The 25,349-nt window shown below is 72.7% G+C and carries 26 protein-coding genes and 1 riboswitch; of the genes, 10 read left to right on the top strand and 16 right to left on the bottom strand.

Features of this window, described 5'->3' with window-relative positions:
* Positions 1-123 precede the first annotated feature (123 nt).
* The 6 genes from folE to dacB all read right to left on the bottom strand — a co-directional run bounded on the left by folE (position 124) and on the right by dacB (position 7,558).
* Positions 124-741 carry a GTP cyclohydrolase I FolE gene (folE, locus tag RNC47_RS32290; protein ID WP_311603962.1) on the bottom strand — a complete coding sequence of 206 codons (618 nt, stop codon included), beginning with the start codon at positions 739-741 and terminating at the stop codon, positions 124-126.
* A gap of 120 nt (positions 742-861) precedes the next feature.
* Positions 862-2,856, bottom strand: coding sequence for an ATP-dependent zinc metalloprotease FtsH (ftsH, locus tag RNC47_RS32285; protein WP_311603967.1), 1,995 nt, complete (start codon positions 2,854-2,856; stop codon positions 862-864).
* A gap of 170 nt (positions 2,857-3,026) precedes the next feature.
* The gene (hpt, locus tag RNC47_RS32280) at positions 3,027-3,581 is read right to left on the bottom strand and encodes a hypoxanthine phosphoribosyltransferase (RefSeq protein WP_311603960.1); all 555 of its coding nucleotides are present in this window, start codon (positions 3,579-3,581) and stop codon (positions 3,027-3,029) included.
* An 89-nt stretch (positions 3,582-3,670) separates the two neighbouring features.
* Positions 3,671-4,732, bottom strand: coding sequence for a tRNA lysidine(34) synthetase TilS (gene tilS, locus RNC47_RS32275; protein WP_311603959.1), 1,062 nt, complete (start codon positions 4,730-4,732; stop codon positions 3,671-3,673).
* Positions 4,733-4,904: 172 nt separating this feature from the next.
* Positions 4,905-6,026 (bottom strand): zinc-dependent metalloprotease, encoded by a 1,122-nt coding sequence (locus tag RNC47_RS32270; RefSeq protein WP_311603957.1) that lies wholly within the window; start codon positions 6,024-6,026, stop codon positions 4,905-4,907.
* A gap of 56 nt (positions 6,027-6,082) precedes the next feature.
* Positions 6,083-7,558: a D-alanyl-D-alanine carboxypeptidase/D-alanyl-D-alanine endopeptidase gene (gene dacB / locus RNC47_RS32265; RefSeq protein ID WP_311603956.1), complete on the bottom strand. Its 1,476-nt coding sequence runs from the start codon at positions 7,556-7,558 to the stop codon at positions 6,083-6,085.
* 85 nt (positions 7,559-7,643) lie between these two features.
* Here dacB and RNC47_RS32260 point away from each other — a divergent pair, with 85 nt between their 5' ends.
* Together RNC47_RS32260 and RNC47_RS32255 are read left to right on the top strand one after the other, a co-directional pair.
* Complete coding sequence (locus tag RNC47_RS32260; RefSeq protein WP_311603955.1) at positions 7,644-8,141, top strand: inorganic diphosphatase; 498 nt, start codon at positions 7,644-7,646, stop codon at positions 8,139-8,141.
* A 33-nt stretch (positions 8,142-8,174) separates the two neighbouring features.
* Positions 8,175-8,239: riboswitch (guanidine-III (ykkC-III) riboswitch) on the top strand.
* A 14-nt stretch (positions 8,240-8,253) separates the two neighbouring features.
* Positions 8,254-8,568, top strand: a complete 315-nt coding sequence (locus RNC47_RS32255; protein ID WP_311603954.1) for a DMT family transporter — start codon at positions 8,254-8,256, stop codon at positions 8,566-8,568.
* 10 nt (positions 8,569-8,578) lie between these two features.
* On the opposite strand, the gene RNC47_RS32250 is transcribed toward RNC47_RS32255, so the two are convergent.
* The 3 genes from RNC47_RS32250 to RNC47_RS32240 form a co-directional block, all read right to left on the bottom strand.
* Positions 8,579-10,174: a threonine/serine exporter family protein gene (locus tag RNC47_RS32250; protein ID WP_311603952.1), complete on the bottom strand. Its 1,596-nt coding sequence runs from the start codon at positions 10,172-10,174 to the stop codon at positions 8,579-8,581.
* A 159-nt stretch (positions 10,175-10,333) separates the two neighbouring features.
* Positions 10,334-11,077, bottom strand: coding sequence for an ABC transporter (locus RNC47_RS32245; protein WP_311603950.1), 744 nt, complete (start codon positions 11,075-11,077; stop codon positions 10,334-10,336).
* The gene (locus tag RNC47_RS32240) at positions 11,074-11,994 is read right to left on the bottom strand and encodes an ABC transporter ATP-binding protein (RefSeq protein WP_311603948.1); all 921 of its coding nucleotides are present in this window, start codon (positions 11,992-11,994) and stop codon (positions 11,074-11,076) included. Before RNC47_RS32240 ends, RNC47_RS32245 begins: the two co-directional genes overlap by 4 nt.
* Before the next feature lie 110 nt (positions 11,995-12,104).
* On the opposite strand from RNC47_RS32240, the gene RNC47_RS32235 reads away from it, so the two are divergent.
* Positions 12,105-13,583, top strand: coding sequence for a sensor histidine kinase (locus RNC47_RS32235; RefSeq protein WP_311603947.1), 1,479 nt, complete (start codon positions 12,105-12,107; stop codon positions 13,581-13,583).
* Positions 13,584-13,596: 13 nt separating this feature from the next.
* Positions 13,597-14,286 carry a response regulator transcription factor gene (locus RNC47_RS32230; RefSeq protein WP_311603946.1) on the top strand — a complete coding sequence of 230 codons (690 nt, stop codon included), beginning with the start codon at positions 13,597-13,599 and terminating at the stop codon, positions 14,284-14,286.
* A gap of 12 nt (positions 14,287-14,298) precedes the next feature.
* Here the strand turns inward: RNC47_RS32230 and RNC47_RS32225 are convergent, their stop codons facing one another.
* Both RNC47_RS32225 and RNC47_RS32220 read right to left on the bottom strand, forming a co-directional pair.
* Complete coding sequence (locus tag RNC47_RS32225; RefSeq protein WP_311603943.1) at positions 14,299-15,123, bottom strand: ABC transporter permease; 825 nt, start codon at positions 15,121-15,123, stop codon at positions 14,299-14,301.
* Positions 15,120-16,133: an ATP-binding cassette domain-containing protein gene (locus tag RNC47_RS32220; RefSeq protein ID WP_394814928.1), complete on the bottom strand. Its 1,014-nt coding sequence runs from the start codon at positions 16,131-16,133 to the stop codon at positions 15,120-15,122. The genes RNC47_RS32225 and RNC47_RS32220 overlap by 4 nt, the downstream gene beginning before the upstream one ends.
* Before the next feature lie 169 nt (positions 16,134-16,302).
* Between RNC47_RS32220 and RNC47_RS32215 the strand changes: the two genes are divergently transcribed.
* Complete coding sequence (locus RNC47_RS32215) at positions 16,303-16,914, top strand: PadR family transcriptional regulator (RefSeq protein ID WP_311603941.1); 612 nt, start codon at positions 16,303-16,305, stop codon at positions 16,912-16,914.
* Positions 16,915-16,936: 22 nt separating this feature from the next.
* Here RNC47_RS32215 and RNC47_RS32210 read toward each other — a convergent pair whose 3' ends face one another.
* Positions 16,937-17,776 (bottom strand): helix-turn-helix domain-containing protein, encoded by an 840-nt coding sequence (locus RNC47_RS32210; protein ID WP_311603964.1) that lies wholly within the window; start codon positions 17,774-17,776, stop codon positions 16,937-16,939.
* 381 nt (positions 17,777-18,157) lie between these two features.
* Between RNC47_RS32210 and RNC47_RS32205 the strand changes: the two genes are divergently transcribed.
* Complete coding sequence (locus RNC47_RS32205) at positions 18,158-18,652, top strand: ATP-binding protein (protein ID WP_394814927.1); 495 nt, start codon at positions 18,158-18,160, stop codon at positions 18,650-18,652.
* A gap of 129 nt (positions 18,653-18,781) precedes the next feature.
* On the opposite strand, the gene RNC47_RS32200 is transcribed toward RNC47_RS32205, so the two are convergent.
* The 3 genes from RNC47_RS32200 to RNC47_RS32190 form a co-directional block, all read right to left on the bottom strand.
* Complete coding sequence (locus tag RNC47_RS32200) at positions 18,782-19,018, bottom strand: DUF397 domain-containing protein (protein ID WP_311603937.1); 237 nt, start codon at positions 19,016-19,018, stop codon at positions 18,782-18,784.
* Positions 19,019-19,324: 306 nt separating this feature from the next.
* Positions 19,325-20,470, bottom strand: a complete 1,146-nt coding sequence (locus tag RNC47_RS32195) for a CobW family GTP-binding protein (RefSeq protein ID WP_311603936.1) — start codon at positions 20,468-20,470, stop codon at positions 19,325-19,327.
* Positions 20,470-20,730 (bottom strand): type B 50S ribosomal protein L31, encoded by a 261-nt coding sequence (locus tag RNC47_RS32190; RefSeq protein ID WP_311603934.1) that lies wholly within the window; start codon positions 20,728-20,730, stop codon positions 20,470-20,472. The genes RNC47_RS32195 and RNC47_RS32190 overlap by 1 nt, the downstream gene beginning before the upstream one ends.
* 304 nt (positions 20,731-21,034) lie before the next feature.
* On the opposite strand from RNC47_RS32190, the gene RNC47_RS32185 reads away from it, so the two are divergent.
* From RNC47_RS32185 to RNC47_RS32175, 3 genes are read left to right on the top strand one after another with little or no spacing between them, the layout of a single operon-like run.
* Positions 21,035-22,429 carry a cytochrome P450 family protein gene (locus RNC47_RS32185; protein ID WP_311603933.1) on the top strand — a complete coding sequence of 465 codons (1,395 nt, stop codon included), beginning with the start codon at positions 21,035-21,037 and terminating at the stop codon, positions 22,427-22,429.
* Positions 22,430-22,477: 48 nt separating this feature from the next.
* Positions 22,478-23,482: a GlxA family transcriptional regulator gene (locus RNC47_RS32180; RefSeq protein WP_311603931.1), complete on the top strand. Its 1,005-nt coding sequence runs from the start codon at positions 22,478-22,480 to the stop codon at positions 23,480-23,482.
* Positions 23,479-24,255, top strand: a complete 777-nt coding sequence (locus tag RNC47_RS32175) for a DJ-1/PfpI family protein (RefSeq protein WP_311603929.1) — start codon at positions 23,479-23,481, stop codon at positions 24,253-24,255. The genes RNC47_RS32180 and RNC47_RS32175 overlap by 4 nt, the downstream gene beginning before the upstream one ends.
* On the opposite strand, the gene RNC47_RS32170 is transcribed toward RNC47_RS32175, so the two are convergent.
* Entirely contained in the window at positions 24,252-24,656 is a 405-nt protein-coding gene (locus RNC47_RS32170) for a nuclear transport factor 2 family protein (RefSeq protein WP_311603928.1), read from the bottom strand. The two genes, RNC47_RS32175 and RNC47_RS32170, sit on opposite strands and share 4 nt — an antisense overlap.
* Positions 24,657-24,901: 245 nt before the next feature.
* Here RNC47_RS32170 and RNC47_RS32165 point away from each other — a divergent pair, with 245 nt between their 5' ends.
* Entirely contained in the window at positions 24,902-25,285 is a 384-nt protein-coding gene (locus tag RNC47_RS32165; protein WP_311603926.1) for an SH3 domain-containing protein, read from the top strand.
* Positions 25,286-25,349 lie beyond the last annotated feature (64 nt).

The raw sequence follows: 25,349 nt of genomic DNA, 5'->3' as shown, positions 1-25,349 counted from the left end.
CCGGGCATTACGGTGGGACACGAAGACCTCCATGCGGTGCAGTCCTAGACAGCTCCACCACATCGGAGGTCTTCGCCATGATCAAGCCCCAACGAGTGTCAACAACGCTCGTGATCAATACACCTAGCGGGCCAGGATCAGGCTCATCGCCTCGGCGCGGGTCGCCGCGTCCCGCAGCTGGCCGCGCACCGCCGAGGTGGTCGTCTTGGCACCCGGCTTCCGCACCCCGCGCATCGTCATGCACATGTGCTCGCACTCCACCACCACGATCACCCCGCGCGGCTCCAGGATCCGCATCAGGGAGTCGGCGATCTGGGTGGTCAGCCGCTCCTGCACCTGCGGCCGCCGCGCGAACACGTCGACCAGCCTGGCCAGCTTGGAGAGCCCGGTGATCTTGCCGCTCGCCGACGGGATGTAGCCGATGTGCGCGTACCCCACGAACGGCACCAGGTGGTGCTCGCAGGACGACAGCACCTCGATGTCCTTGACCAGCACCATCTCGTCATGGCCGAGGTCGAACGTGGTGGTCAGCACGTCCTCCGGGCGCTGCCACAGACCCGCGAATATCTCCCGGTAGGCCCGCGCCACCCGCGCCGGGGTGTCGCGCAGCCCCTCCCGGTCCGGGTCCTCGCCGACCGCGATCAGCAGCTCACGGACCGCGTTCTCGGCGCGCTTCTCGTCGAACTCACCGACGGGCCCGGGCCCGGACGTCTGGTCAGACAGCGTCACCGGGTCGGTCATGGCGTTCCTCGTTCCTTGGTCACGACGCGCACCGTCCCTGTACACACGGCCGCGCCCCTCACCATAGAACGTGAGGGGCGCGGACGGACATTCCGGTACCAGTCGGGGACGAGCCCCGGTTCAGTCCTCCGTGCGCTGGTCCTCCAGCGGCGGGGTGGCCTTCTCCAGGCTCCCGTTCGCCAGGTTGATCTCCTTGACCGGGAAGGTGACCGGCGGCCTGGTGGACGGCGTCCGGCGGGTGGAACCGGTCCACGCCGGGCGGGCCGGGCGCTTCACGACGCCGGCGAAGATCTCCGCCAGCTCCTCCTTGTTGAGGGTCTCCCGCTCCAGCAGCGCCAGTACCAGGTTGTCCAGCACGTCCCGGTTCTCCACCAGGATCTCCCACGCCTCGTTGTGCGCGGTCTCGATGAGCTTCTTGACCTCCTCGTCGACCACCCCGGCGACCTCCTCCGAGTAGTCGCGCTGGTGGCCCATCTCCTTGCCCAGGAAGGGCTCGGAGCTGTCGGCGCCGAACTTGATGGCGCCGAGCTTCTCGGTCATGCCGTACTGGGTGACCATCGCCCGCGCCGTGGCCGTGGCCTTCTCGATGTCGTCCCCGGCGCCCGTGGTCGGGTCGTGGAAGACCAGCTCCTCGGCCGCCCGGCCGCCCATCATGTAGGCCAGCCGGTCCAGCATCTCGTTGCGCGTGGTGGAGTACTTGTCCTCCTCCGGCAGCACCATGGTGTAGCCCAGGGCGCGGCCGCGGGAGAGGATCGTCACCTTGTGCACCGGGTCGCTGTTGGGAGAGGCCGCCGCGACCAGGGCGTGTCCGCCCTCGTGGTACGCGGTGATCATCTTCTCCTTCTGGCTCATGATCCGGGTGCGCTTCTGCGGGCCCGCGACCACCCGGTCGATGGCCTCGTCGAGGAACTTGTTGTCGATCAGCTTCGCGTTGCCCCGCGCGGCGAGCAGCGCCGCCTCGTTGAGCACGTTGTTCAGATCGGCACCGGTGAAGCCGGGGGTGCGCCGGGCGACGGCCGCCAGGTCGACGTCGGGCGCGACCGGCTTGCCCTTCTGGTGCACCTTGAGGATCTCCAGGCGGCCCTGCATGTCGGGCCGGTCCACCGCGATCTGGCGGTCGAAGCGGCCGGGACGCAGCAGCGCCGGGTCGAGGATGTCGGGGCGGTTGGTGGCGGCGATCAGGATCACGCCGCCCTTGACGTCGAAGCCGTCCATCTCGACCAGCAGCTGGTTGAGCGTCTGCTCCCGCTCGTCGTGACCGCCGCCCATGCCGGCGCCACGGTGCCGGCCGACCGCGTCGATCTCGTCCACGAAGACGATGGCCGGCGCGTTGGCCTTGGCCTGCTCGAACAGGTCACGCACCCGGGAGGCGCCGACGCCGACGAACATCTCGACGAAGTCGGAACCGGAGATCGAGTAGAACGGGACCCCGGCCTCGCCGGCCACGGCGCGCGCGAGCAGCGTCTTACCGGTGCCGGGCGGGCCGTAGAGCAGCACGCCCTTGGGGATCTTGGCGCCGACGGCCTGGAACTTCGCGGGCTCCTGCAGGAACTCCTTGATCTCCTGGAGCTCCTCCACGGCCTCGTCCGAGCCGGCCACGTCGGCGAAGGTGGTCTTCGGGGTGTCCTTGGTGATCAGCTTGGCCTTCGACTTGCCGAAGTTCATCACCCGGGAGCCGCCGCCCTGCATCTGGTTCATCAGGAACAGGAACACGATGATGATCAGCAGGAACGGCAGGATCGACAGCAGCATGCCCACGAAGGGGTTCTGCGACTTCGGGGAGACGGTGTACCCGTCGGGCAGCTGCTCGTCCTGGAACTTCGACTGCAGCATCGAGGCGAGGTCCTCGCCCTGCCCGTCGATGTAGCTGGCCTGGACCCGGTTGCTGCCCTCGATCTCCTGGCCGCTCTCGAGCTCGACCCGGATCATCTGCTCGTCGCCGGTGGTGAGCTCGGCGGACCTCACATGGTTCTGGCTGATCGCCTGCACGACCTCGCCGGTGTCCACCCTCTTGTAGCCCTCGGAAGAGCTGAACACCTGCATCAGCAGAATTACGGCGAGGACGGCCAGCACGATCCACATCACTGGCCCACGGAAATAGCGCTTCACGTCTATCCATACGGGGCGGCGCGGCCCCGTCCCTCCTGCCACATCTAGGCACAGCGCCCGGACGGGATCTGCTGTGCGCGCGGTGTCCTTGTCTTCATCCAACGGTAGGGGATGAACCGGTGTTCCCGGCCATCCCCTGCGTTTCCGGTCCCGCTGGGCCCGGCCCGCTGATCCCGCTAGTCGCTGTAGACGTGCGGGGCCAGGGTGCCGACAAAGGGCAGATTGCGGTACTTCTCCGCGTAGTCGAGGCCGTATCCGACCACGAACTCGTTGGGAATGTCGAAACCGACCCACTCGACGTCGATGTCGACCTTGGCCGCGTCCGGCTTGCGCAGCAGCGTGCAGACCCGGAGGGAGGCCGGCTCCCGGGAACCCAGGTTCGACAGGAGCCACGAAAGGGTGAGCCCCGAGTCGATGATGTCCTCGACGATCAGCACGTGCCGGCCCTTGATGTCGACGTCGAGGTCCTTGAGGATCCGCACCACGCCGGAGGACTGGGTGCCGGCGCCGTAGGACGACACCGCCATCCAGTCCATGGTGACCGGCGACGACAGAGCGCGGGCGAGGTCGGCCATGACCATCACCGCGCCCTTCAGGACCCCCACCAGCAGCAGCTCCTTGCCGGCGTACGCCGCGTCGATCTTGGCGGCCAGCTCCTCGAGCTTGGCATCGATCTCTTCCTTGGTGATGAGCACCGACTCCAGGTCGGCCCCCAGGTCCGTCTCTCGCACCCGCGCCACTGCTCTCTTCCGGCTCGTCCGCTCTTCCGGGTCTGGCTCGCTGGCCGCGCAGGTCCGTGCTGACTCGCCCCTCGACGCGCCTACTGACTCGCCTGCTGGAGCACCAGTCTGCCACCCTGCCTTCTGGCCTCGACGCGGCCCGGCAGATTCAGCGGACGCTGGCCGTGCCAGGCGGTGATCAGCCGGTCCGTCTCCTCGATGTGGCGGGCGAACAGCGAGCCCGCCGGGGCGCCGGCCGCGATCGCGGCCCGGCGCAGCACCCGGCGCCGCACGGCGGGCGGCAGGGCGCTCAGCTCCGCGACGTCCAGCGTGCCGTCGGGACGGGTGGCGGCACGCTGCGCGTCCTGCGCCCAGGCGTCGAGCGCGTCGGCGTCGTCCCGGGAGAGCTGCGCGGTGCGGGCGAGGGCCTCGACCACGCCGCGGCCCAGGGCCTTCTCCAACGCGGGCAACGCCTCGTGACGCACCCGGGAGCGGGTGTAGGAGGGGTCGGTGTTGTGCGGGTCGTCCCAGACGGGCAGCGACTGCACCAGGCACGCCTTGCGGGTGGTCTGCCGGTCGATGGCGAGAAACGGGCGACGGTAGCGCAGGGCGGCCTCGGGGACGCCGGAGAGGCTGCCGGAGACGGCCGCCATGCCGGAGAGCGAGCGGGTGCCCGAGCCGCGGGCGAGCCCGAGGAGCACCGTTTCCGCCTGGTCGTCGCGGGTGTGGCCGAGGAGCACGGCGACGGCGTGGTGGCGCTCGGCGGTGGCGTCGAGGGCGGCGTAGCGGGCGGTACGGGCGGCGGCCTCGGGGCCGCCGGCGCGGCCCACGTCGACCGGGACGACGTCGACGGGGTCGAGGCCGAGTGAGGTCATCCGCTCGGCGACCTCACGGGCGCGGAGGTCGGAGTCGGGCTGGAGACCGTGGTCGATGGTGACGCCGCCGGCGCGGACGCCGGCGCGGGAGGCCTCGAAGGCGAGGGCGGAGGCGAGCGCCATGGAGTCCGCGCCGCCGGAGCAGGCCACCAGCACAAGGGGCCGGGGCAGGCGGGGGGACGAGGCGTCGGGGGCCGAGGGGGACGGGGCGCGGGCCGCGTCGAGGATGTCGTTGAGCACGCGGCGGACCGCCAGGCGTATCGCGGCGACCGAGGGGTGGGGACCCATGTCCGAATCACTTCTTTCTGCGGGGAGCTCGGGAAGCGTTGTCACGCTGGGTGCGTAAATGGTGACAGAGGAGGTCTGTTACCCGAGCATCGCACGCCCGGCATTGCCGCCACGGTCCCTCGTACGGGTGATTTCGGCGCGTTTGGCGGCGATCGGGGCCACGGACCGGGCCCTACGCGGGACCGGGTCCGACCCGGGCGATCCACCGTTCGGGGCGGGAGATCTCCTCCTTGGTGGGCAGCGTGTTCGGCGAGGTCCACACGCGGTTGAAGCCGGCCATGCCCGCCTCGTCGACCACGGTGCGGACGAACCGCTCGCCGTCCCGGTACTGCCGCAGCTTGGCGTCCAGGCCGAGAAGCCGGCGCAGCGCCCGGTCGAGCCGGCCGGCGCCGGCCTGGCGGCGCCGGGTGAACTTCTCCCTGATCTCGGCGACGGACGGCACGACGGCGGGGCCCACCCCGTCCATCACGTAGTCCGCGTGCCCCTCGAGCAGCGACATCACGGCGGTGAGCCGCTCCAGGATCTCCCGCTGGCGCGGGGTCTGCACCAGGTCGACGATGCTCGGCCCGTCGCCGCGCTCCGCCTCGGCCTGCTCCTCGGACGCCCGGCCGCCCAGCGACTGCGCGGCCCGCCGCAGCCGCTCGACCAGGGTGGCCGGGTCCACGTCGGCCTCGGCCAGGAAGGACTGGATCTCGCTCTCCAGGTGGTCGCGGAGCCAGGGCACGGCGGTGAACTGGGTGCGGTGGGTCTCCTCGTGCAGGCAGACCCAGAGCCGGAAGTCGTGCGGGTGCACGTCGAGCTCGCGCTCCACGTGGACGATGTTGGGGGCGACGAGCAGCAGCCGGCCGCTGGTGGCGCCCGGCAGCTCGGGCCCGGCGGGCGCGAACGTCTCGTACTGGCCGAGCACCCGGGAGGAGAGGAAGCCGAGCAGCATGCCGACCTCGACGCCGGTGACCTTGCTGCCCATCGCGGTGAGCGCGCCCCCGCCGGGCATGGCGGCCCGCCGCTCGCGCATCCGGGACATCAGCGGGGCGAGCACCTCCCGGAACCCGGCCACGTTGGCCCGCACCCACCCGGGCCGGTCCACCACGAGCACCGGCGTGTCCACCCCGCCCGCGTCCAGCTCGGTGAACTCCCGCACGTGCCGCTCCGAGGCGACGGCGTGCCGGCGCAGCTCGGCGACGACGGAACGAGCCTCGTCCCGGCTCACCTCGGGGCCGGGACGCAGCACCCGGGTGGCGGTGGAGACCGCCAGCTTCCAGTCGACCAGGTCCGTACCGCCGAGTGAGGTCATGCCCTCAACGGTACGGCGCCCCCCACCCCACGGCTAGCGGCCCAGGGGCGGGGCGGCTAGCCGGCCAGGGCGGCCAGCGCCGTGGCCGCCTCGTCGAGCGCGGCCTCGGCCGCCCGCGCGTCGGTGGTCTCGGAGGCGAGGAAGGCGAAGGCGAGCACCCGTCCTTCGCCGGTGGCGACCGTGCCGGCCAGGCTGTTGACGCCGGTCAGGGTGCCGGTCTTGGCGCGCACCAGGCCGGCGCCCTCCGCGCCGGTCTCGCCGTCCGCGTACCGCTCGGACAGGGTGCCGGAGAAGCCGGCCACCGGGAGGCCGGTGAGGGCGGCCCGCAGCTCCGGGCGCTCGGGGTCGGCGGCGACGGCGAGGGCCCGGGTGAGCAGGTCCGCGGTGACCCGGCCCTCGCGGTCGAGGCCGCTGGCGTCGACCAGCCGGGCGCCGTCCATGGGCAGCCTGAGCGCTTCGAGCCGGTCGTTGAACGCGGCGCTCGCGCCGCGGAAGTCGGCAGGCTGGTCGCTGGCGATCGCGGTGTGCCTGGCCAGCGCCTCGGCGAGGTCGTTGTCGCTGTTGATCAGCATCCGCTCGACCAGCGAGGAGGTCGGCGCGGAGCGGTGGACGGCCAGCTCCTCGGCGTCCTCCGGCGCGGTGCGCCTGGCCGGGTCGCGGCCCTCGGCGGCCTCGGCGCTGATGCCGCCGGCGTCCGCCAGGGCCGCGGCGAAGGCGGTGGCGGCGTCGGCCGCCGGGTTGTCGGCGCGCGGCGCGGGGCCCCTGGTGCTGTCGTCGAGGCGGCCCTCGTTCAGCTGGAGGGGGGTGATGACGGCGATGTTGTCGTTCACCCCGATCGGGTGACGCTGCTCGCGCGGGTAGAGCGAGACGTCGTAGGCGACCTCCTCGGCCGTGAGCCCCCGGTCGGCCAGGGCGCGGGCGGTGTCCCCGGCGAGGTCGTCGAGATCGTCCGCGGTGAGGGTGGGGTCGCCGCCGCCGACCAGGACGACGCTCTTCCGCTCCTCGTCCCAGCGGACGGTGGTGGCGAGACGGTGGTCGGGGCCGAGCGCGTCCAGGGCCGCCACGGCGGTGATGATCTTGACGGTGGAGGCGGGGGCGCGGCTGGTGCCCGCGCGCTCGGCGTACAGCGACTCGCCGGACGACAGGTCGATGACGGCCGCGGCGACGTCCTCGCCGAGCGCGGGATCGCGCAGCAGCGGCCGCAGCACGCGGTCCACCACGGCGGCGGTGGGCTCCGCGCCCTCGCCGTCCAGCGGCACCAGGACCGGCTGTACCCCGGGCACGGTGCCGGCCACCCACTCGCCGTCCCCGGTGTCCGCGTCCCGCCGGGCGTCGGCGGCGGTCGCCTGGTCGCGCTCGGCGGTGCGCCGGCCGGAGTCCCAGGGGCCGGCGAGGGCGACGAGCACCGAGGCGATCGCCAGCCCGGCCGCGCCGGCGGCGGCGACGAGCCGCCAGATCGCCTGCTGTTCCCGGAGGTTGGCACGGACGAACCGCAGCACCACCTCGAGCTTCTCCGCCGTCCTCCGCACCACGGACCAGCCCCTTTCGCGAGCAGACACCGCCGTGAGGGACACTTAACCACCTGTCGCGTGCATAGATCGGTTAAGGAGTCCCCCAGTGGAGTTCGACGTCACCATCGAGATTCCGAAGGGTTCGCGGAACAAGTACGAGGTGGATCACAAGACCGGACGCATCCGTCTGGACCGCCACCTGTTCACCTCGACGGTCTACCCGGCCGACTACGGCTTCGTGGAGGGGACGCTCGGCGAGGACGGCGACCCGCTGGACGCCTTGGTGCTGCTCGACGAGCCCACCTTCCCCGGCTGCCTGATCCAGTGTCGGGCGATCGGCATGTTCCGGATGCGGGACGAGGCGGGCGGCGACGACAAGCTGCTGTGCGTGCCGGCGTCCGACCCGCGGATGGAGCACCTGCGCGACATCCACCACGTGAGCGAGTTCGACCGGCTGGAGATCCAGCACTTCTTCGAGGTCTACAAGGACCTGGAGCCGGGCAAGTCGGTCGAGGGCGCCAACTGGGTGGGCCGGACCGAGGCGGAGGCCGAGATCGAGGCCTCGTTCAAGCGCGCGGTGGACGCCGGCGAGGGCCACCACTGACGCGTCGTTGAGCCTGTTGTGAGAGGCTGGGAGGCAGAGCCACGACCGGCTCCTGGACGAGGTGCGCCGTACCCAGCCCCACGACAAGACGGCGCGGGGAGTCGTGTCCGTCATGGCGTGGATTCTTCTCGTGATCTCCGGTGTGCTCGAGGCCGTCTGGGCGACGGCGCTCGGCAAGTCCGAGGGGTTCAGCAAGCCGGTGCCGACCGTGGTCTTCGCGGTCGGCCTCGCGCTCTCGATGACCGGCCTCGCGCTGGCGCTGCGGACCCTGCCGGTGGGCACGGGGTACGCGGTGTGGGTCGGCATCGGCGCGGTGCTGACCGCCGGATACGGGATGGCCTTCGAGGGCGAGCCGGCGTCGCTGCTGAAGGTGGCGCTGCTCGCCGGCATCGTCGGCTGTGTGGTCGGCCTGAAGCTGGCGCACTGAGGGGGCTGCCTCAGAAGCCGCGGGTGCGCTTGGCGCCGCGGCGGCCGATCGGCGTGGTGAGCCCGGGGGTTCCGATGAACAACCGGGCCATCTCGCTGCCCAGGTTCACCCCGACGGCGATGGCGAGCGCCAGCGTGATCGCGGTGACCAGGTTCTGGACGCCGGCGTCCACGTTGCCCTGGGCGAAGCCGAGCAGGCCGAGGTAGACCGCGCCACCGGGCAGCAGCGGGCCGATCGCCGCGGTCACGTAGGGCAGCGACGAGGTGAACCGGTAGCGGGACTCCAACTGGCCGAAGAGGCCGACCATGCCCGCCCCGACGGCCGTGGCCGCGAACGGCGAGAGCCCCGCCGTGTCGTGCATCGCCCCGTAGATCAGCCAGGCGACGCCGCCGTTGACGGTGGCGGGGATGATCGTGTGGCGGGCCTGCTGGAGCAGCACGCAGAAGGTGAGCGAGAGCAGCAGCGCGGCGGCCAGCTGGACGCCGGGACGGGTGGCGCGCTGGACGACCTCGGGCTCCAGGCTCACCCCCGAGGTCTCGCCCATGTAGAGCACGGCCAGCACCCCGCAGACGATGCCGACGCTGAGGTAGACCACCTCCAGCAGACGGGCCGAGGCCGTCAGGTAGTAGCCGGTGAGGCCGTCCTGGACGCCGGCGACCAGCGCCCGGCCGGGGATCACCGCGAACAGGCCGCCGGTGACCATGGCCGCGGCCTGGATCTCGCCGGAGCCGGAGGCGTGGCCGGCCGCCCAGGCGACGCCCACCAGCGCCGGCGCCATCGCGGCGGCGGCGAACTGGTAGAACTCCGGCAGCCCGCGGCTGGCCGCCAGCCAGGCCAGCCGGTCGCCGAGCATGGCACCCAGGGCGGCGAGCAGGAAGACCTGCCAGTTGCCGCCGACCAGGGTGCTGGCGGCGCCGGCCAGCAGCCCGCTGGCGATGGTCAGCTGCCACTTGGTGAACGGGTGGCGGTTCCGCCGGATGGTGGCGAGCCGGCCGTAGGCCTCCTCGAGCGAGACCTCGCCCGAGGAGATGTCGTCGACCAGCTGGAAGACGGCGGCCAGCCGGGTGTAGTCGGTGCCGCGCCGGCGGACGATGCGGCTGAGCGAGACCGGCGCGTCGACCAGCGAGGGCTGGTGGGTAATGGAGATCAGGGTGAAGGTGACCGTGGCCTCGCAGCGGTCGAGCCCGTAGGCGTGGACCACCCCGAACATCGCGGCCTCGACGTCCTCCGCGCCCTCGCCGCCGGCCAGCAGCAGCTCCCCGATACGCAGCGTCAGGTCGAGCACCCGGGGGACGGCCGGCGGCGCCTCCTCCCCCTCCCGGGGCACGTACTCGGGGGCCGGCCGCTCGGCCAGCGGCAGCCGGACCATGCTGCGCATCCGGTCCTGCCAGTAGGTGCCGCGGCCGGCCTCCAGGCCCGTGACCCGGGGTATGCCCTGGGCCGGGGTGAACTCGCTGCGCTCCGGGGCACGCGGCGGAACGGTGAGGCCCTCGGGGACCGCGAACTCGGAGCTCGGGTGGTCGCTCTCCGGCGGGGGCAGTTCGAGCCCCTCGGGAACGGCGAACCCGGAGCCTGTCTCCTGATCCGTCGCTTCCTCGCCACCCACGCCGATCCTGCTCCTCCCTCACGCCTGGTGGGGCCCTCCGGAAGGCCCTCGCCGCAGCATAAGGTCATTCCGGTGGATTCGCCCGACCGGAGTGGCGCTCCGCGTTCGCCATGATCGCGGCCCGCGGATGGGCGGCGAGACCGGGCCCGGGCATCGCCCCTAAGCGTCCCGGCCGCGCAGCACCGCGTAACCCGCCGCCAGCGCCGCCGCCGACCAGCCCAGCAGCACGGCGACCGCGACGCCGGGCCCGTAGGGCTCGTGGTCCTGGGTGATCAGCACCAGGCCCGCGGTCGACGGCAGGTGATCGGCGACGGCGGCCAACCACCCGGCGCCCATGGCCCGCAGCAGCTGCGGCACCGCCAACTGCAGCAGCACCAGGCCGGTGATCGCGCCCGCCGCGCTGCGCAGCATGGTGCCGGTGCCTATGGCCATCAGGGCCAGCGCGGCCAGATAGCCGCCGGTGCCCGCCGCGGCCGCCACCGCGTCGGCGGCGGTGAACTCACCGTACTCCCGCATCACCGGGGCGGCGCAGGCCGTGCCCAGGGCGCTGAGCAGCACGCCGAGCACCGCCGCCACCGCGGCGACCACGGCCGCCTTGCCGAGCAGCAGGCGCCAGCGGACCGGGACGCTCTGCAGCGAGGTGCGGATGGATCCGCTGGCGTACTCGCCGGTGACGGCCAGGGTGGCCGGCACGAGGACGGCGAGCTGGGCGACCATCAGCGCGTCGGCCACCGCGTGCGGCGCGGGCCGGGCGGTGTCGAAGCCGTTCTCCGCACTGGCGAAGGCCGACATGCCGACCACGACCGACGCGGCGGCGGTGAGCAGCCCGGCGGCCACCAGACTCCACCAGGTGGAGCGCACGCTCACCAGCTTGGTCCACTCGAAGGCGATCACTCCCCTCATGCCGGCTCACGCTCCCCGTACTCGACGCTGCTCTCGGTCAGCTCCATGTAGGCCTCCTCCAGCGAGGCCCGGCGCTGGCTGAGCTCGTGCACGGGCACCCGGTGGCGGAAGGCGAGCTCGCCGATCCCGGCCAGGTCGCCGCCGAGGACCAGCACCTCGTCGCGGCCGCCGCCGTCCGCCGCGCGCACGGTCAACCCCGCCGCGGCCAGGTGCGGGAGCAGCTCGCCGAGGCGTGGGCTGCGGATCCGGACCGCGTTCGCGGAGCTGCGCTCGATGATGCTGGCCACGGGCGCGTCCGCTATGAGGCGGCCGCGCCCGATCACCACCACATGGTCGGCCGTCTCCTGCATCTCGCTCATCAGGTGGCTGGAGAGGAAGACGGTGCGCCCCTCGGCGGCGAGGGAGCGGATCAACTCCCGCAGCCAGCGCACCCCGTCCGGGTCGAGGCCGTTGACCGGCTCGTCGAGCAGCAGCACCGGGGGATCCCCGAGCAGGGCGGCGGCGATGCCGAGCCGCTGGCGCATGCCGAGCGAGAAGGAGCCGACGCGGCGGTCGGCCACCGCCGCCAGCCCGACGGTGTCGAGCACCGCGGTGACCCTGGCCGCCGGGATGCCGTTGCTCCTGGCCATGCCCGTCAGGTGGGCGCGGGCCGAGCGGCCCGGGTGCGCGGAGCGTGGGTCGAGCAGGGCACCGGCCTCGCGCAGCGGGTGGCGCAGCTCCGCGTACGGCCGGCCGTTGACCAGGGCCCGGCCCGCGGTGGGCGCGTCCAGGCCCATGACCATCCGCATCGTGGTGGACTTCCCCGCGCCGTTGGGCCCGAGGAAGCCGGTGACGCGGCCCGGCTCGATCTCCAGCGAGAGGGCTTCGACCGCCGTTCTCGCTCTGTACTTCTTGGTGAGGTCACGCATGCTGATCATGTCGCCGAGGCTAGGAACGGGGCGCCGCGCGGCGCTGCCGTCGATCGTCAGGAAAGGACCTGACTTTCGTCAGTAACGCAGCGCGACGGCCTCTTGTTAGCGTGCCCGCCATGAAGCCCTGGTTTGTACTGATCCTCCTCGCGCCGCTGGCGCTCGACACGGAGGGAGCCCGCCCGCTCCCGACGGTCGCGGCGGCGGTGACGATAGTGCTGGGCGGCGTGGTCAGCCGCCGGGCGCCGACGCTGGGGCTGACGGCCGCCGGGGTGCTGGGGATCTTCGTCGTGGTGGACGGGGTGAGCCCCGGGGCGCCGCTGAGCGCCGCCGTCCTGCTGAGCCTCCTGGCCGGGCGGTACATGCGGCACCTGTTGCGCGCCCAGTTCGCCTTCGCCGCCGCGGCCAGCGCCGGCATGGCGCACGCCGGGGCCAACGGCGACCTCAGCGGCTGGATCGTCATCCTGCTCACCCAGTTCGGCACGGCCGTGCTGCCGTGGTGGGCCGGCACCTGGTGGCGGCAGCGCGCCGAGTTGATGCGCGCGGGCTGGGAGCGTGCCGAGCAGGCGGCGGAGCAGGCCAGGTCGCGCGAGCGGGCCAGGATCGCGCAGGACATGCACGACTCGCTGGGGCACGAGCTGAGCCTGATGGCCCTGACGGCCGGCGGTCTCGAGCTGTCGCCGGGGCTGAGCGAGGAGCAGCGCGCGATGGCGACGCGGCTGCGTGAGGGCTCGGTGGCGGCCACCGAGCGCCTGCACGAGGTGATCGGCCTGCTGGGGCAGGGTGAGGAGCCGACCGGGGACGAGATCCCGGATCTGGTGGAGCGGGTGCGGCGCTCGGGGGTGTCGGTCGAGCTGCGCGAGGATGGCCGGCCCGAGGAGTGGGGCGCGCCCATCCTGCGGCACGCGGCCCGGCGAGTGGTGCAGGAGGCGCTGACCAACGCGGTCAAGCACGCCCCGGGGGCGCGCATATCGGTCCGGGTGGCCCACTCGGCGGCCGAGTCGGTCGTCGCGGTGACCGACACGGGTTCCCCGGGGGACACTGAGCCCGATTCCCCACCGGTCGGCAGTCGCACGGGCCTGATCAGCCTCGATGAGCGGGTCCGGCTGGCCGGGGGCACCTTGCGGGCCGGGCCGCTGGGATCGGGTTTCGAGGTCGTCGCGCGGCTGCCGCGCACTCCGCCCGACAGCGCCGCGGTGCCGCCGGAGCGGGCGTCCAGCCCGGCCGAGCTGGTGGCGGCTCAGCGTCGGGCGCGGCGGGATCTGCTGCGGACCTCGGCCCTGCCGATAGGGCTCGGCTTCGCCCTGATGGTGGCGTTGTTCACCGTCTACACGGTCACGGTGATGCGGACGTCCCTGGGCCCGGACGAGTTCGACCGGCTGCGGCTCGGGCAGGGGCGGGCGGAGTTCGCGTCCGTGCTGCCGCACTCGATCAGCGCGCCACCGCCGGTGCTGGCCGAGCCGCCGATACCGACCGGGGCCACCTGCGAGTACTACCGGGCCGGGCACAACCTGGTGGACTTCTCGGAGACGATGTTCCGGCTGTGCTTCGAGGACGGGGTGTTGGTGGCCAAGGACACGTTGCGAAGGGGCGACTGATGGGGGGAGCGAGATGGTTCGGGTCCTGATCGCCGACGACGAGGCGATGATCCGCGCCGGGATCCGGGCGATCCTGGCCACCGATCCGGCGGTGGAGGTGGTGGCGGAGGCCGCCGACGGGCGGGAGGCGGTGGAGCTGGCCCGCCGGCACCGGCCGGACGTGGTACTGCTGGACATCAGGATGCCCGGCTCGGACGGGCTGACCGCGCTGGGGCAGCTGCGGCAGCTGTTGCCGGACACCGGAGTGGTCATGCTCACCACGTTCGGCCAGGACGAGTACATCAGCCGGGCGTTGGACCTCGGGGCGGCCGGCTTCCTGTTGAAGGCCTCGGACCCGCGGGAGTTGATCGCCGGCGTCCACGCCGTGGCGGAAGGCGGGGCGTCTCTCTCGCCGCGGATCGCCCGCCGGGTGATCGGCGAGCTGCGGCAGGGCACGAGCGCGCGGGACCGCGCGCGGGAGTTGGTGGCCACGTTGAGCGAGCGGGAGCGGGAGGTGCTGGCGCTGATCGGAGCCGGCCTGTCCAACGCGGAGATCGGTCGGCGGCTGCATCTCGTCGAGGGGACGATCAAGGCCTATGTCAGCACGGTGCTGACCCGGCTCGGGGTGCGCAACCGGGTGCGGGCGGCGATCGTCGCGTACGAGGCCGGTCTGGTGGCGGACGCCGCAGCCCCCGGCGAGGCCGGGGACCGGGCGGGCGGTTGAGACGGTCGAGACCTAGTCGTTCAGCCGGGAGAAGCGCCGCATGGCCAGTGGGGCGCAGAGAGCGAGGAGGACCAGGGGCCAGACGACGGCCAGGAGGACGGGGTGGGTGGCGGCCCAACTGTCGCCGGTCCAGCCGTGGTTGCCGAAGAGTTCGCGGGCGGCTCCGGCCGTGGCGGACATCGGGTTCCACTCGGCGACCGCCCCCATCCACCGGGGCATGGTGTCCGGCGAGGTGAAGGCGTTGGACAGGAAGCCGACCGGCCAGACGAGGATCTGCACGGTCTGCACCATCTCCGGCCGGCCGGCGACCAGACCCAGGTAGATGCCGACCCACAGCATGGCGAAGCGCAGCAGCAGGAGGAGGCCGACGGCGGCCAGGGCCTCGGCGAGGCCACCGTGCCAGCGCCAGCCGATGGCGAGGCCGGCGCAGATCATCACCAGCAGGCTGGCCGCCGACTCGAGCATGTCGAGCAGGCTGCGGCCGACCAACACGGAGGAGGGAGCGATGGGCATGGACCGGAAGCGGTCCAGTACGCCGCGGTTGATGTCCTGAGTGAGAGCGACCATGGTCGCTTCCAGGCCGAAGGCCATGGTGAGCGCCAGCATTCCGGGCACCAGGAACTCGGTGTAGTCGCCGCCGCCCGGGACGGCCATGCCGCCGCCGAGGAAGTAGGCGAACATCACCAGCATCATCACCGGGAAGAGCAGCCCGGTGGCGACGGTGCCTGGGCGGCGGGCCCAGTGGGCCAGGCCGCGGCGGGTCATGGTGACCGAGTCGGTGACGGCCCGGGTCAGCCGGCCCATGGGCGGGGCGATGGGGGAAGCCGTGGTGGTCATGCGGGCGCCTCCGAGCGGTCACGAGTGCGGTCGGCCGGGTTTCCGGACGAGTCATCGGACGAGTCGCCGGTCAGGTGGAGGAAGACCTCGTCCAGCGTCGGGCGGCGCAGGGCGATGTCCTCGGCGTCGATGCCGGCGGCGCCGAGGGCGCGCACCGTCTCGGCGAGGGCGGCCATCCGGTCGGTGACGGGCGCGCTGACCAGCCGCCGGTCCGGGTCGGTGTGGGTCCCGGCGGCGCGGGCGGCCATGCCGACCACGGCCGCGGCCTCGGTGAGCCGGTCCTGGTCCCGCACCACGACGTCGATGCGGTCGGCGCCGATCAGCGCCTTGAGCTCGTCCGCGGTGCCCTCGGCGATTCGGCGGCCGCGGTCGATCACCGAGATGCGGTCGGCGAGTTGGTCGGCCTCCTCCAGGTACTGGGTGGTGAGCAGCACGGTGGTGCCGCCTCCGGCGAGAGACCGGACGGCCTGCCACACCTCGGTGCGGCCGCGTGGGTCGAGGCCGGTGGTCGGCTCGTCGAGGAAGAGCACCTCGGGCCTGGTGATCAGGCTGGCGGCCAGGTCGAGCCGGCGGCGCATGCCGCCGCTGTACTGGCCGACGGCCCGCCCGCCGGTGTCCGCCAGGTCGAAGCGCTCCAGCAGCTCGGTGGCGCGCCGGGCGGCGCCGCGGCCGCCCAGGTGGTAGAGCCGGCCGAACAGCTCCAGGTTCTGTCGTCCGCTCAACTCCTCGTCGAGCGCGGCGTGTTGGCCCAGGAGTCCGATGCGGTAGCGGACCTCGTCGGGGTGGCGGACCACGTCGTGGCCGGCCACCACGGCTCGGCCGGCGGTGGGGCGCAGCAGGGTGGTGAGGATGCGGACGGCGGTGGTCTTGCCGGCGCCGTTGGGGCCGAGCACGCCGTGCACGGTGCCGGCCTCGACCGCGAGGTCGAGGCCGGCCAGGGCGGTCTTGGTGTTCGGTCCCCGGCCGTAGACCCTGGTCAGGTCCTCGGTCAGGATCGCGTGATCGGGCACGCGTACCTCCCCGGTGGGTGAGACGATCAGCTAGTCAAATTTGATGAGCAGCGAGCGGCCGAGGGTAACCTGCCCAGCGGGGGTAGTCAAACTTGATTAGCTGGGGCGGTGAGAGACTGCGCCACAGGACACGGACCCGCGGGGAAACGCAAGGGGAAGGACGGCATCGATGTCGGTCATTCGGCTCCTGGTGCTTGGCGCGGTGCGCCAGCACGGTCGGGCACACGGCTATCAGGTGCGGAACGACCTGGAGTTCTGGGGCGCCCACGAGTGGTCGAACGCCAAGCCGGGCTCGATCTACCACGCGCTCAAGCAGATGGCGAAGCAGGGCCTGCTCATCGCCCACGAGACGGCGCCCAGCCCGGCCGGCGGGCCGCCGCGCACCGAGTACGAGCTGACCGACGCGGGCGAGGAGGCGTACCTCGACATGCTGCGGGAGTCGCTGCGCGCGCACGACCAGCGCATCGACGTGCTGACCGCGGGCGTGGGGTTCATCGTCGACCTCCCGCGCGAGGAGGCGATCGAGCTGCTACGGGAGCGGGTGGCGGCGCTCGACGGGTGGCGCGAGGAGGTCGAGAAGCACTGGACCCCGGGACCCACCCCCGCGGAGTGGGGTCACATCGGCGAGATCATGCGGCTCTGGGTGCAGAACTCCGCCAGCCAGGCCGAGTGGACACGCGGGCTCATCGACCGGCTGAGCGCGGGCGCCTATGTCATGGCCGGCGAGGGCCAGCGGAGCGTCGACGTGCTGCCGCACGGCATGGCCAACCCCTTCGCCTGACGCCTTACGGGATCACCCCGGCTCAGATCTCCCGGCGCATCCCGGCCAGCAGGTCCCTGGTGCCCTCGGGGCTGAGCGCGAACTCGGCGAGCCGGTCGAGCACCACCTGGTAGGCCGCGACCTCCTCGCGCTTGTCCAGGTAGAGCGCGCCGGTCAGCTGCTCCAGGTAGACCAGGTCGGACAGCTCACGCTCGGCGAAGCGCAGCAGCGTGAACGCCCCCGACTCGGCCACGTGGCCGCCCTGCGCGAACGGCACCACCTGGAGGGTGACGTTCGGGTAGTCGGCGAAGTCGAGCAGCGCGTCCAGCTGCTCCGCCATGACCTCGCGGCCGCCGTGGTGCCGGCGCAGCGCCGACTCGTCGAGCACGCAGTGCAGGTGCGGCGCGCTCTCGGAGACCAGCAGCTTCTGGCGGGCGAGCCGCAACGCAATCCGCCGGTCCACCTCGCTGCGCGGCAGCCGCCCCTTGTGCCCGCCGACCACCACGGCGTGCGCGTACGCCTCGGTCTGCAACAGGCCGTGCACGAACTGGAGTTCATAGGTGGCGATCCGCTCGGCCGCCGCCTCGAGACCGATGTACGTCTGGAACCAGCTGGGCAGCACGTCGTTGTAGCTGTGCCACCAGCCCGCCTGCCCCGAGGAACGGGCGAGGCCGAGCAGCGGTTCGCGCTCGGCCTCGTCGGTCACCCCGTAGAGCGTGAGAAGATCAGCCACGTCGCGCGGTTTGACGCTGACCCGGCCGAGCTCCATTCTGCTGATCTTGGACTCGGAGGCGCGGATCGAGTAGCCGGCCTCCTCACGGGTGACGCCGCACGCCTCGCGCAGCCGGCGCAGCTGCGAGCCGAGCAGGATGCGCCGGACCATCGAACCGCCGGCCCCCTCGGGAGGGTTGGCGACCCCGGTCGCCCCCGCGCCGGCGCTCTCCGCCATCCGTTGAGAACTCATGAGACTCACTGCCCTCCACCTCCGACCGCAGAAGTCTGCCACGAACGCGTCTCATTCGGTGTGCGCATGATTACAGTCCATCAAATTTTTTCGTGCACGTGCATCTGCCCTTGCATTTGCCGTAAGCCTTGGGAAGCATGAGCTCTACGCGCTGGGAACCGGTGCGTCAGCTTGGCCTCGCCGCGCCCAACAGCGCCTGGCGGGGTTGGGAGGACCGGACACGACGTCGGGCTCCCGACGACAGCAGTGCCGCCACCGCAACGCCAGGAGTGCCGCGCCATGGGGAGCAGAGGAACGCCCATGCTGGACCAGTTAGGGCAACCCTTTCCGCCCGTAGACCTGCGGACGCTCTCCGGCACGGCCACCCTCGGCCTGACCCAGCGCCCCGAATCGGTGCGCCGCGCGCGGGACTTCACCCGCAACACACTGCAGGGCTGGCGGCTGCCGCAGCACTTCGACGCCGTGGGCCTGGTCGTCTCCGAGTTGGTCACCAACGCGCTGCGGCACGGCCTCGGCCGCCCCGCCGTCCCGGCCCAGTCGCACGCGGAGCCGGTCGCGCCGATCTCGGTCGCCCGCCCGCTGGTCGAGCTCGAACTGATGCGGTGCTCGGGCCGGGTGATATGCGCGGTGCAGGATCCGAGTGGCGCCCTGCCGAGGTCGTCGAGTCAGATGGACGGCGCGGCCGAATCGGGTCGGGGGCTGCACCTGGTGGAGTGTTTCAGCGACGGCTGGGGCTGGCGGATGCTCACGGGCGGCCGCGGCAAGGTGGTCTGGGCGGCCTTCCAGACCAGCTGAGAGCCCTCTCGACCGGACGACTTCCCGACGGGGACCGGGTACCGGCCGGCCCATGGCCGCCGGTCCCGGTCGTCGAGCCGCCTGATCAGCCGTGCACGAGTTCGTTCACCAGACCGTTCACCAACTCGTTCACGAGATCAGGTGGTCGAACTCGCCGTCCTTGACGCCGCGCAGCAGCGCCTCGACCTCCGCCGGCGTGTACACCAACGCCGGCCCTTCGGGAAATCGGGAGTTGCGAACGGCAACATCCCCACTGGGCAACTTCGCGAATTCCGCGCAGGTTCCCTGAGAGTTGCTGTGGCTGCTCTTCAGCCACACCACGTCCCGGAGTTCGTGCGCGGCAATGCCGTTGTACGCGTCGGGCACTGGACTCTCCCGGGTCGTGCTTGTGGTGCAACGATGTGCAACAGGAGTCACATGCGTCATCAGCAGACGCTTGGGACTCAACTGACCCAGATACTAACGTCGTTCAATTGCATCTGCACGCGCGAATGCACGTGCACGACAGGGCGTCGCCGCCCCGTCACAACAAACAGTCCGTGCCATTGCTGAGACGGCGGGGCGAGCCATCCGGTTCCATCGCATCCGCCGGAAATAGGTTCAGCACAGGGCAAGCGAGCCACCACGGCCCGCGTGCCCCGTGAGGTGCGTCACGCTTCACCTTGGGCGCCGCTAGGACACCGGGTCGAGCAGTTCGTCGAACGCCGACGCCAGCTCCCGCCAGGCCGCCCGGCCGCCCGCGTACTCGGCGTCCGTCAGCAGGCAGGCGCGCAGCCGCGCCCGCAGCCCCTCCCGGTCCAGGCCGGGGGCGGTGAACACCAGGTGCTGCGCCCGGTCCCCCACCTCCGGGTCCCAGTCCATGGCGGCGGCCACCCGGCGCACCGCCGGCGCCATCTCCCAGGCCGCGTCCGGCACGGCGGCCAGCCAAGGACCCACGTTGTCCACGCACAGCGCACCACCCGCGGCGTCCCAGGAGAGCAGCGTGTCCGGCCGGTCGGCCAGCCAGAACCGGCCCCGGCTGCGCGGCGCCGCGCACGTCAGCTCCTCGAGCGCCGCGTACAGCCGCTCCGGGTGGAACGGCCGCCGGTGCCGCCACACCACGGTGGTCACGCCCGCCTCGTCCGCCTCCTGCGGCAGCAGCGCGCTCGCCGGGTGCTGGCGGGCCGCCGCCGCCTCGACGTCGAAGCCGGAGGAGGCGAGCCGGGGGAACTCCGGGTCGGCGACCAGGATCCGTCTCGCCGTGGGGTGCAGCTGCGTCAGCAACGCCCGGTCCAGGTCGTCGGCCGGCTGGTCGCCGCCGACCAGCGCGAGGGTCGGCGCGTACTCCAGCTGTCGCGCCCAGGTGTCGGCGACCGTCCGCTGGTCGGTCCGCGCCGTGGCGAGGCCGACCTCGGCCAGGTCGTCGCCGTTGGCCAGGTAGGGCAGCACCAGCGCCGGGTCGACGGCGGTGAGGACGCCGGTGAGCAGCAGCCGGCCGGAGCCGTGGGTGGCGATCACCTCGGCCATGGAGCGCGCCTCGACCGAGTCCCACAGCTCGACCACCGCCAGCCGGCACCGGCCGTCCTCGGCGAGCCGCAGCAGCTCGGGCACCAGGTCCTCGCGCAGCGCGCAGCAGGCGCAGTCGTTGACCAGCGGGGTCTGACCGGTGCCCAGCGTGGCCCCGGCGTCCCGCACCAGGCGAGTGACCATGCCGGTGGCCGCGGCCCCGGTCAGGTCATGGTGCAGGGCGACACTGCCCGGCACCCCCGTGAGCAGCCGCCGCACGGCGGTGCGGCGGGCGTCGGCGTGCAGTCCACCGACGATGACGACCGGCAGCATCAGCTCTCCTCATCCTTCTTCTTGCGGTAACGGCGCTCGAATCGCTCGACGCGCCCCTCGGTGTCCACCACGCGCCGGTTGCCCGTGTAGAACGGGTGACTGGCCGACGAGGTCTCGACGTCGACCACGGGGTAGGTGCGGCCGTCGTCCCACTCGATCGTCTCGTCACTGTCCGCGGTCGATCGGGTGAGGAACGCGTAACCGGCGGCCCGATCGCGGAAGACGACGGGGCGGTACTCGGGGTGTGTCCCGGATTTCATGGCTGACCTCCCTCTCTCCGGTGCAGCGCGGGCTCGGGGCCAGGTACGGGTACCCGATCCGCGCCGAGGATCCCAGCGACCGGCCGCCAGTCTAGCGAAACGGAAACCATTTTCATTAAGAAGAGGATCACACCGCTTCGGCCGCACGGTGGGAGGAATCCCGCCGAACGGCGACGGGTCATGAAACACGCCGCCATCTGCCCCCGGAAAGCCGTCGATGTCGTTATCGAACGCATGACCCGCTGTGCGCCGAATGGCCGTTAGGCTGTTCGCCCTCCGAGGAGATGATCAAGGGAACACCGTCATGGAACCGCACCCCACCGCCCCGTCCGAGCTCGGCTCGCTGCCCACCGCCCCCCTCATGACCAGGGACTACGAGACCCGCCCCGCGCTGGTCTACGAGCGGCTGCGCACCGCCCACGGGCCGGTGGCCCCCGTCGACCTGTACGGGGTCCCCGTGTGGCTGGTGATCGGCTACCACGAGGTCTCCCGGGTGCTGCGCGACGAGTCCGTCTTCAAGGTCGACCCCGGCCACTGGCGCGGCCTGCGGGAGGGGCGGGTCCCCGAGGAGTGGCCCATGCTCGCGGGCTACCGGGTCGACCACCTGCTGCACCAGGACGACGAACGGCGCGCCGCCACCCGCGCCGCGGTCGAGTCGGCGCTGCGCCCCTTCCAGGACCCGGACCAGCCGCAGGCCCTGGAGCTGCGGCGGGCGGTCGAGCGGCACGCGGACGAGCTGATCGCCCTGTTCACCGCCGGCGGTTCCAGCGGATTCGTCGACCTCTCCCTCCAGTTCGCGCGCCCGCTGCCGCTGATGGTGCTCAACCGGCTCTTCGGCTTCCCGGTCGAGCGCGGCGACGACATGGTGATGGACGCCTGGCGGATGGCCGACGCGGCCCCCGACGCGGCCGAGGCCATCCGGCGGCTCGTCGCCGCGACGACCGAACTGGCCGCGTACAAGCGGGAGAACCCCGGCAACGACCTCACCAGCAGACTCATCGCCGCCGCGCCCGAACTGCCCGACGAACAGGTCGCCCTGGAGCTGTACGCGATCATCGTCTACTCCGACTACATCGGCCAGGCCGTCACCAACACCGTGCTCGAGGCGCTGGGCGGGGCCAGCAACCAGGCGTGGCAGAGCCTGCGCAGCGGCGACTACGGCGAGTTGGTCAACCGCGTGCAGATGGCCTCGCCGCCCTGGGCCAACCTGCCGCTGCGCTTCCCGGTCTCCGACGTACGGCTCGGCCGCTACCGGATAGCGGCCGGCGATCCGGTGATGCCGTCCGTCGCCGCCGCGCACGGCGATCCGGTGTTCGCGGCCGCGCTGACCGACGACGGGCTCAAGAGCTCGCGGGCCCACCTGGCCTGGGGCGCGGGCGTCCACCACTGCCCGGCCCAGGAGCTGTCCGAGATGGTCGCCACGACGGCGGTCGCCCGGCTGCTCGACCACTGCGAGCTGGAACTGATGCTGCCCGTCGACCAGATCCCCTGGCGCTCCTCGCCGTACGCGCACGGCGTGAAGTCGCTGCCGGTCCGCTTCCGCCTGCTGGCGGGCGCCTCCCCGCTGCCGGTCGTCGACGCCGCGCCGCCGCCCACCGCGACCGCGGCGCACGCCGAGCCCCCGGCGGCGCAGCGGTCCCGCTCCCGCCTCTGGCGCTTCCTGGCCGGCCTCGCCTCCCGCCAACAGCCGCCGGCCTGAGCCGGGGTGGCCTGCCGTGCGCGGGTCGGGCGTGATGGTATCGGCCGCATGGCTGAGCCGCGCCGCGTGCTGATCGTCGCCTACGACGACGCGCAGATCCTCGATGTCGCCTGCCCGAGCGGGGCCCTCGACATCGCCAACCACTACCGCCCCACCCCGCCCTACGCCGTCGAGTTGGGGACGCTCGGCGGCGGGGCGGTGCGGAGCTCGTCCGGGATCGGCCTCGGGGGCGGGCAGCGACTCGCCGACGTGCGCGGCCCCCTGGACACGCTGCTGGTGGTCGGCGGCCTCGGGCACGGGCCCGCCGCCGCGAGCCCCGCGCTGGTCGCCCAGATCCGGCGGCTCGCCACGGTGAGCCGGCGGGTCGCCGCCGTCTGCACGGGCACCTTCCTGCTGGCCGCCGCCGGGCTCGTGAACGGGCGCCGGGTGACCACGCACTGGCGGTTCGCCCCGCAACTCGCCGCCGAGCACCCCGAGGTGGCCGTCGACCCCGGGCCGATCCACATCAGGGACGGCGACGTGTACACCTCGGGCGGCGTCACCAGCGCCCTCGACCTCACGCTGGCGCTCATCGAGGACGACCACGGCCCCACCCTGGCCAGGAACGTCGCCCGCGAACTCGTCACCTACCTGCACCGGCCCGCCGACCAGGCGCAGATCAGCATGTTCCTGTCCGCCCCGCCGCCCGGCGACCGGCTGGTGCGCGACCTCAACGGGTACATCGCCGCGCACCTGGCCGGCGACCTGTCGCCGGCCGCGCTCGCCGCCAGGGCCGGCGTCAGCACCCGCCACCTCACCCGCCTCTTCGCCGAACACCTCGGCACCACCCCGGCGCGCGCCGTGCGCGCCGTGCGCGTGGAGGCGGCCGCGCACCTGACGCGCGCCAGCCGGCTGCCGCTCGACGCCATCGCGCGCCGCTGCGGCTTCGCCTCCGCCGCGACGCTGCGCCAGGCGTTCCTCGACCACTACGGCATGACCGGGGACACGATCCGCAGGATGACGGACATGCCCCGACCACGGGCGGCCGCCGGGCGCCAGACTCCGGCGCCATGAGAATCCACGCGACCCGCAGAACCGTGCTGGCCGGCGCCGCCGCCGCGACGGCGGTGGCAGCCGCCCCCTCCGTCGCCCAGGCCACGAGCCGGAACGCGACCACCGCCCCGACCGCCGGGCGAGGCCCCCGCGTCGGCATCCTGCTCTACGACGGCTACAGCCTGCTCGACCCGACGGGTCCGGCCGAGATCCTGTCCCGGCTGCCGGGCGCCACCGTCACGATGATCGCCGAGCGCCGCGGCCCGGTCCGCACCGACACCGGCGACGTGGCCGTCCTGGCCGACCGCGCCATCGCCGAGGTCGACCGCCTCGACGTGCTGCTGGTCCCCGGCGCCGGCAACCGCGGCACCATCGGCGCGATGGAGAACCAGGCGCTGCTGGACTTCATCCGCCGCGTCGACCGCCACACCCAATTCACCACCTCCGTCTGCACCGGCGCCCTCGTGCTGGCCGCCGCCGGGCTGCTCACGGCCGGGCAGCGCGCCACCACCTACTGGGCATCCGCCGGTTACCTGGAGTCCGAGTTCGGCGTGGTCTACGTGCCGGAACGGTGGGTGCGCAGCGGCAAGCTGGTCACCGCCGCCGGCGTCTCGGCCGGACTCGACATGTCCCTGTACCTGGCCGCCGAACTCGCGGGCGACACCGTCGCCCAGGGCATCCAGCTGGCCGTCGAGTACGATCCGCGCCCGCCGTTCGACGCGGGCGACGCCAGCCAGGCCAGCCCCGAACTCAAGGCGCTGGCCCTGCGGTTGCTTGAGGACTCGCAGGTCTAGCCGGCGCTGAGCGGCGTCCGGCGGGCGCGCACCACGCGGTGGGTGATGCGCCAGCCGGCGGCCGTGCGGGTCACCGTGTCCTCGTAGGTCACGCTGCCGACCGTGCCGTCCGAGCGGACGCCGAGGCCCTTGGAGCGGGCGAGCACCCGGTCGGCGGAGAGCTCGGTGAGCACGATGTTGGTCACGTGGTGGGCCACCGGGTTGAGCTCGCCCATCGACAGCGCCGCCTCCCGGATGGCGGCGAGCCCCCGGAGCGGGCCGCCGCCCAGGTCGGTGACGTCGTAGGTCACGTCGTCGGTGAACAGCTCGTCCAGACGGTCGAGTTCACCGGCGTCGACCAGGTGTCCGTGCAGCGAGACCAGATCGGTGACGGCGACGCGGTCCTCGGCGGTCAGTGCCATCCCATTCCTTCCGGAGCGCCGTGCCGGGGAGTTCCCCGTCCTTCCCCGGTACGGTACTCAGCCGCGGCCCGGCGGGCACGGACTCGGCGCCCGGCACGCGCGCGGGTCGCCGCGAAGCCATGGCGTCGACTACCCGCGTAGCGTCACTCTCCGCACGCGTGTGCCTCGTTTTTGTGACGATCGACGGGGGCATTCCTCCACCTGACCGACCAGGCGGGCACAGAGCCCGCACAAAGGAGGAATCCATGCGCAAGGCACACAGGCGGAGCCTCACCCTGGCCGTCGCGAGCCTGGCCCTCGTCGCGGGGGCGATGGCCGGGACCGCGGCGGCCGGCGGGGCGGCGCCGGCGGAGCCGCTGGCACGGGCCGCGAGCTCCGCGTCGGCGGCCAGCCCCGTCACCACCTGGACCGGCGGCAACGTCCGCACCGGCCCCGGCACCGACTACGGCGTCGCCTACACCGTGGGCGCCAACCAGAGCCTGTCGGCGGTGTGCTGGCTGGAGGGCGGCCACGTCTCGGACAGCAGCGGCATCGCGCACAACAAGTGGGTGCGGCTCTCGGACGGCAACTACATCTGGGGCGGGCTGCTGAAGGGCAACGAGACGGGCAACGTCGCCGCCCACTGCTGAGGCACCAGAGGCAGCAGGGAAACACCGGGGGCCGGGGGGCCGGGCCCCCCACCCCCCCCCCCCC

Origin of the sequence: Streptomyces millisiae, from assembly GCF_031845425.1 — a bacterium.
Taxonomy (GTDB): Bacteria; Actinomycetota; Actinomycetes; order Streptomycetales; family Streptomycetaceae; genus Streptomyces; species Streptomyces millisiae.
The sequence above is the reverse complement of the archived record's forward strand: the minus strand, read 5'-3'. Positions and strand labels throughout refer to the sequence as shown.

What these genes read in the sequence shown, in the direction of transcription:
- tilS (WP_311603959.1), bottom strand. Translation starts at nt 4,732, where the DNA reads ATGGGTCCCCACCCCTCGGTCGCCGCGATACGCCTGGCGGTCCGCCGC.
- RNC47_RS32215 (WP_311603941.1), top strand. Translation starts at nt 16,303, where the DNA reads ATGTCGGTCATTCGGCTCCTGGTGCTTGGCGCGGTGCGCCAGCACGGT.
- RNC47_RS32175 (WP_311603929.1), top strand. Translation starts at nt 23,479, where the DNA reads ATGAGAATCCACGCGACCCGCAGAACCGTGCTGGCCGGCGCCGCCGCC.
- RNC47_RS32210 (WP_311603964.1), bottom strand. Translation starts at nt 17,776, where the DNA reads ATGGTCCGGCGCATCCTGCTCGGCTCGCAGCTGCGCCGGCTGCGCGAG.
- RNC47_RS32205 (WP_394814927.1), top strand. Translation starts at nt 18,158, where the DNA reads ATGCTGGACCAGTTAGGGCAACCCTTTCCGCCCGTAGACCTGCGGACG.
- RNC47_RS32235 (WP_311603947.1), top strand. Translation starts at nt 12,105, where the DNA reads ATGAAGCCCTGGTTTGTACTGATCCTCCTCGCGCCGCTGGCGCTCGAC.
- RNC47_RS32170 (WP_311603928.1), bottom strand. Translation starts at nt 24,656, where the DNA reads ATGGCACTGACCGCCGAGGACCGCGTCGCCGTCACCGATCTGGTCTCG.
- RNC47_RS32180 (WP_311603931.1), top strand. Translation starts at nt 22,478, where the DNA reads ATGGCTGAGCCGCGCCGCGTGCTGATCGTCGCCTACGACGACGCGCAG.
- RNC47_RS32185 (WP_311603933.1), top strand. Translation starts at nt 21,035, where the DNA reads ATGGAACCGCACCCCACCGCCCCGTCCGAGCTCGGCTCGCTGCCCACC.
- RNC47_RS32240 (WP_311603948.1), bottom strand. Translation starts at nt 11,994, where the DNA reads ATGATCAGCATGCGTGACCTCACCAAGAAGTACAGAGCGAGAACGGCG.
- RNC47_RS32225 (WP_311603943.1), bottom strand. Translation starts at nt 15,123, where the DNA reads ATGACCACCACGGCTTCCCCCATCGCCCCGCCCATGGGCCGGCTGACC.
- RNC47_RS32230 (WP_311603946.1), top strand. Translation starts at nt 13,597, where the DNA reads ATGGTTCGGGTCCTGATCGCCGACGACGAGGCGATGATCCGCGCCGGG.
- RNC47_RS32270 (WP_311603957.1), bottom strand. Translation starts at nt 6,026, where the DNA reads ATGACCTCACTCGGCGGTACGGACCTGGTCGACTGGAAGCTGGCGGTC.
- RNC47_RS32245 (WP_311603950.1), bottom strand. Translation starts at nt 11,077, where the DNA reads ATGAGGGGAGTGATCGCCTTCGAGTGGACCAAGCTGGTGAGCGTGCGC.
- RNC47_RS32195 (WP_311603936.1), bottom strand. Translation starts at nt 20,470, where the DNA reads ATGCTGCCGGTCGTCATCGTCGGTGGACTGCACGCCGACGCCCGCCGC.
- RNC47_RS32165 (WP_311603926.1), top strand. Translation starts at nt 24,902, where the DNA reads ATGCGCAAGGCACACAGGCGGAGCCTCACCCTGGCCGTCGCGAGCCTG.
- RNC47_RS32255 (WP_311603954.1), top strand. Translation starts at nt 8,254, where the DNA reads ATGGCGTGGATTCTTCTCGTGATCTCCGGTGTGCTCGAGGCCGTCTGG.
- folE (WP_311603962.1), bottom strand. Translation starts at nt 741, where the DNA reads ATGACCGACCCGGTGACGCTGTCTGACCAGACGTCCGGGCCCGGGCCC.
- RNC47_RS32190 (WP_311603934.1), bottom strand. Translation starts at nt 20,730, where the DNA reads ATGAAATCCGGGACACACCCCGAGTACCGCCCCGTCGTCTTCCGCGAT.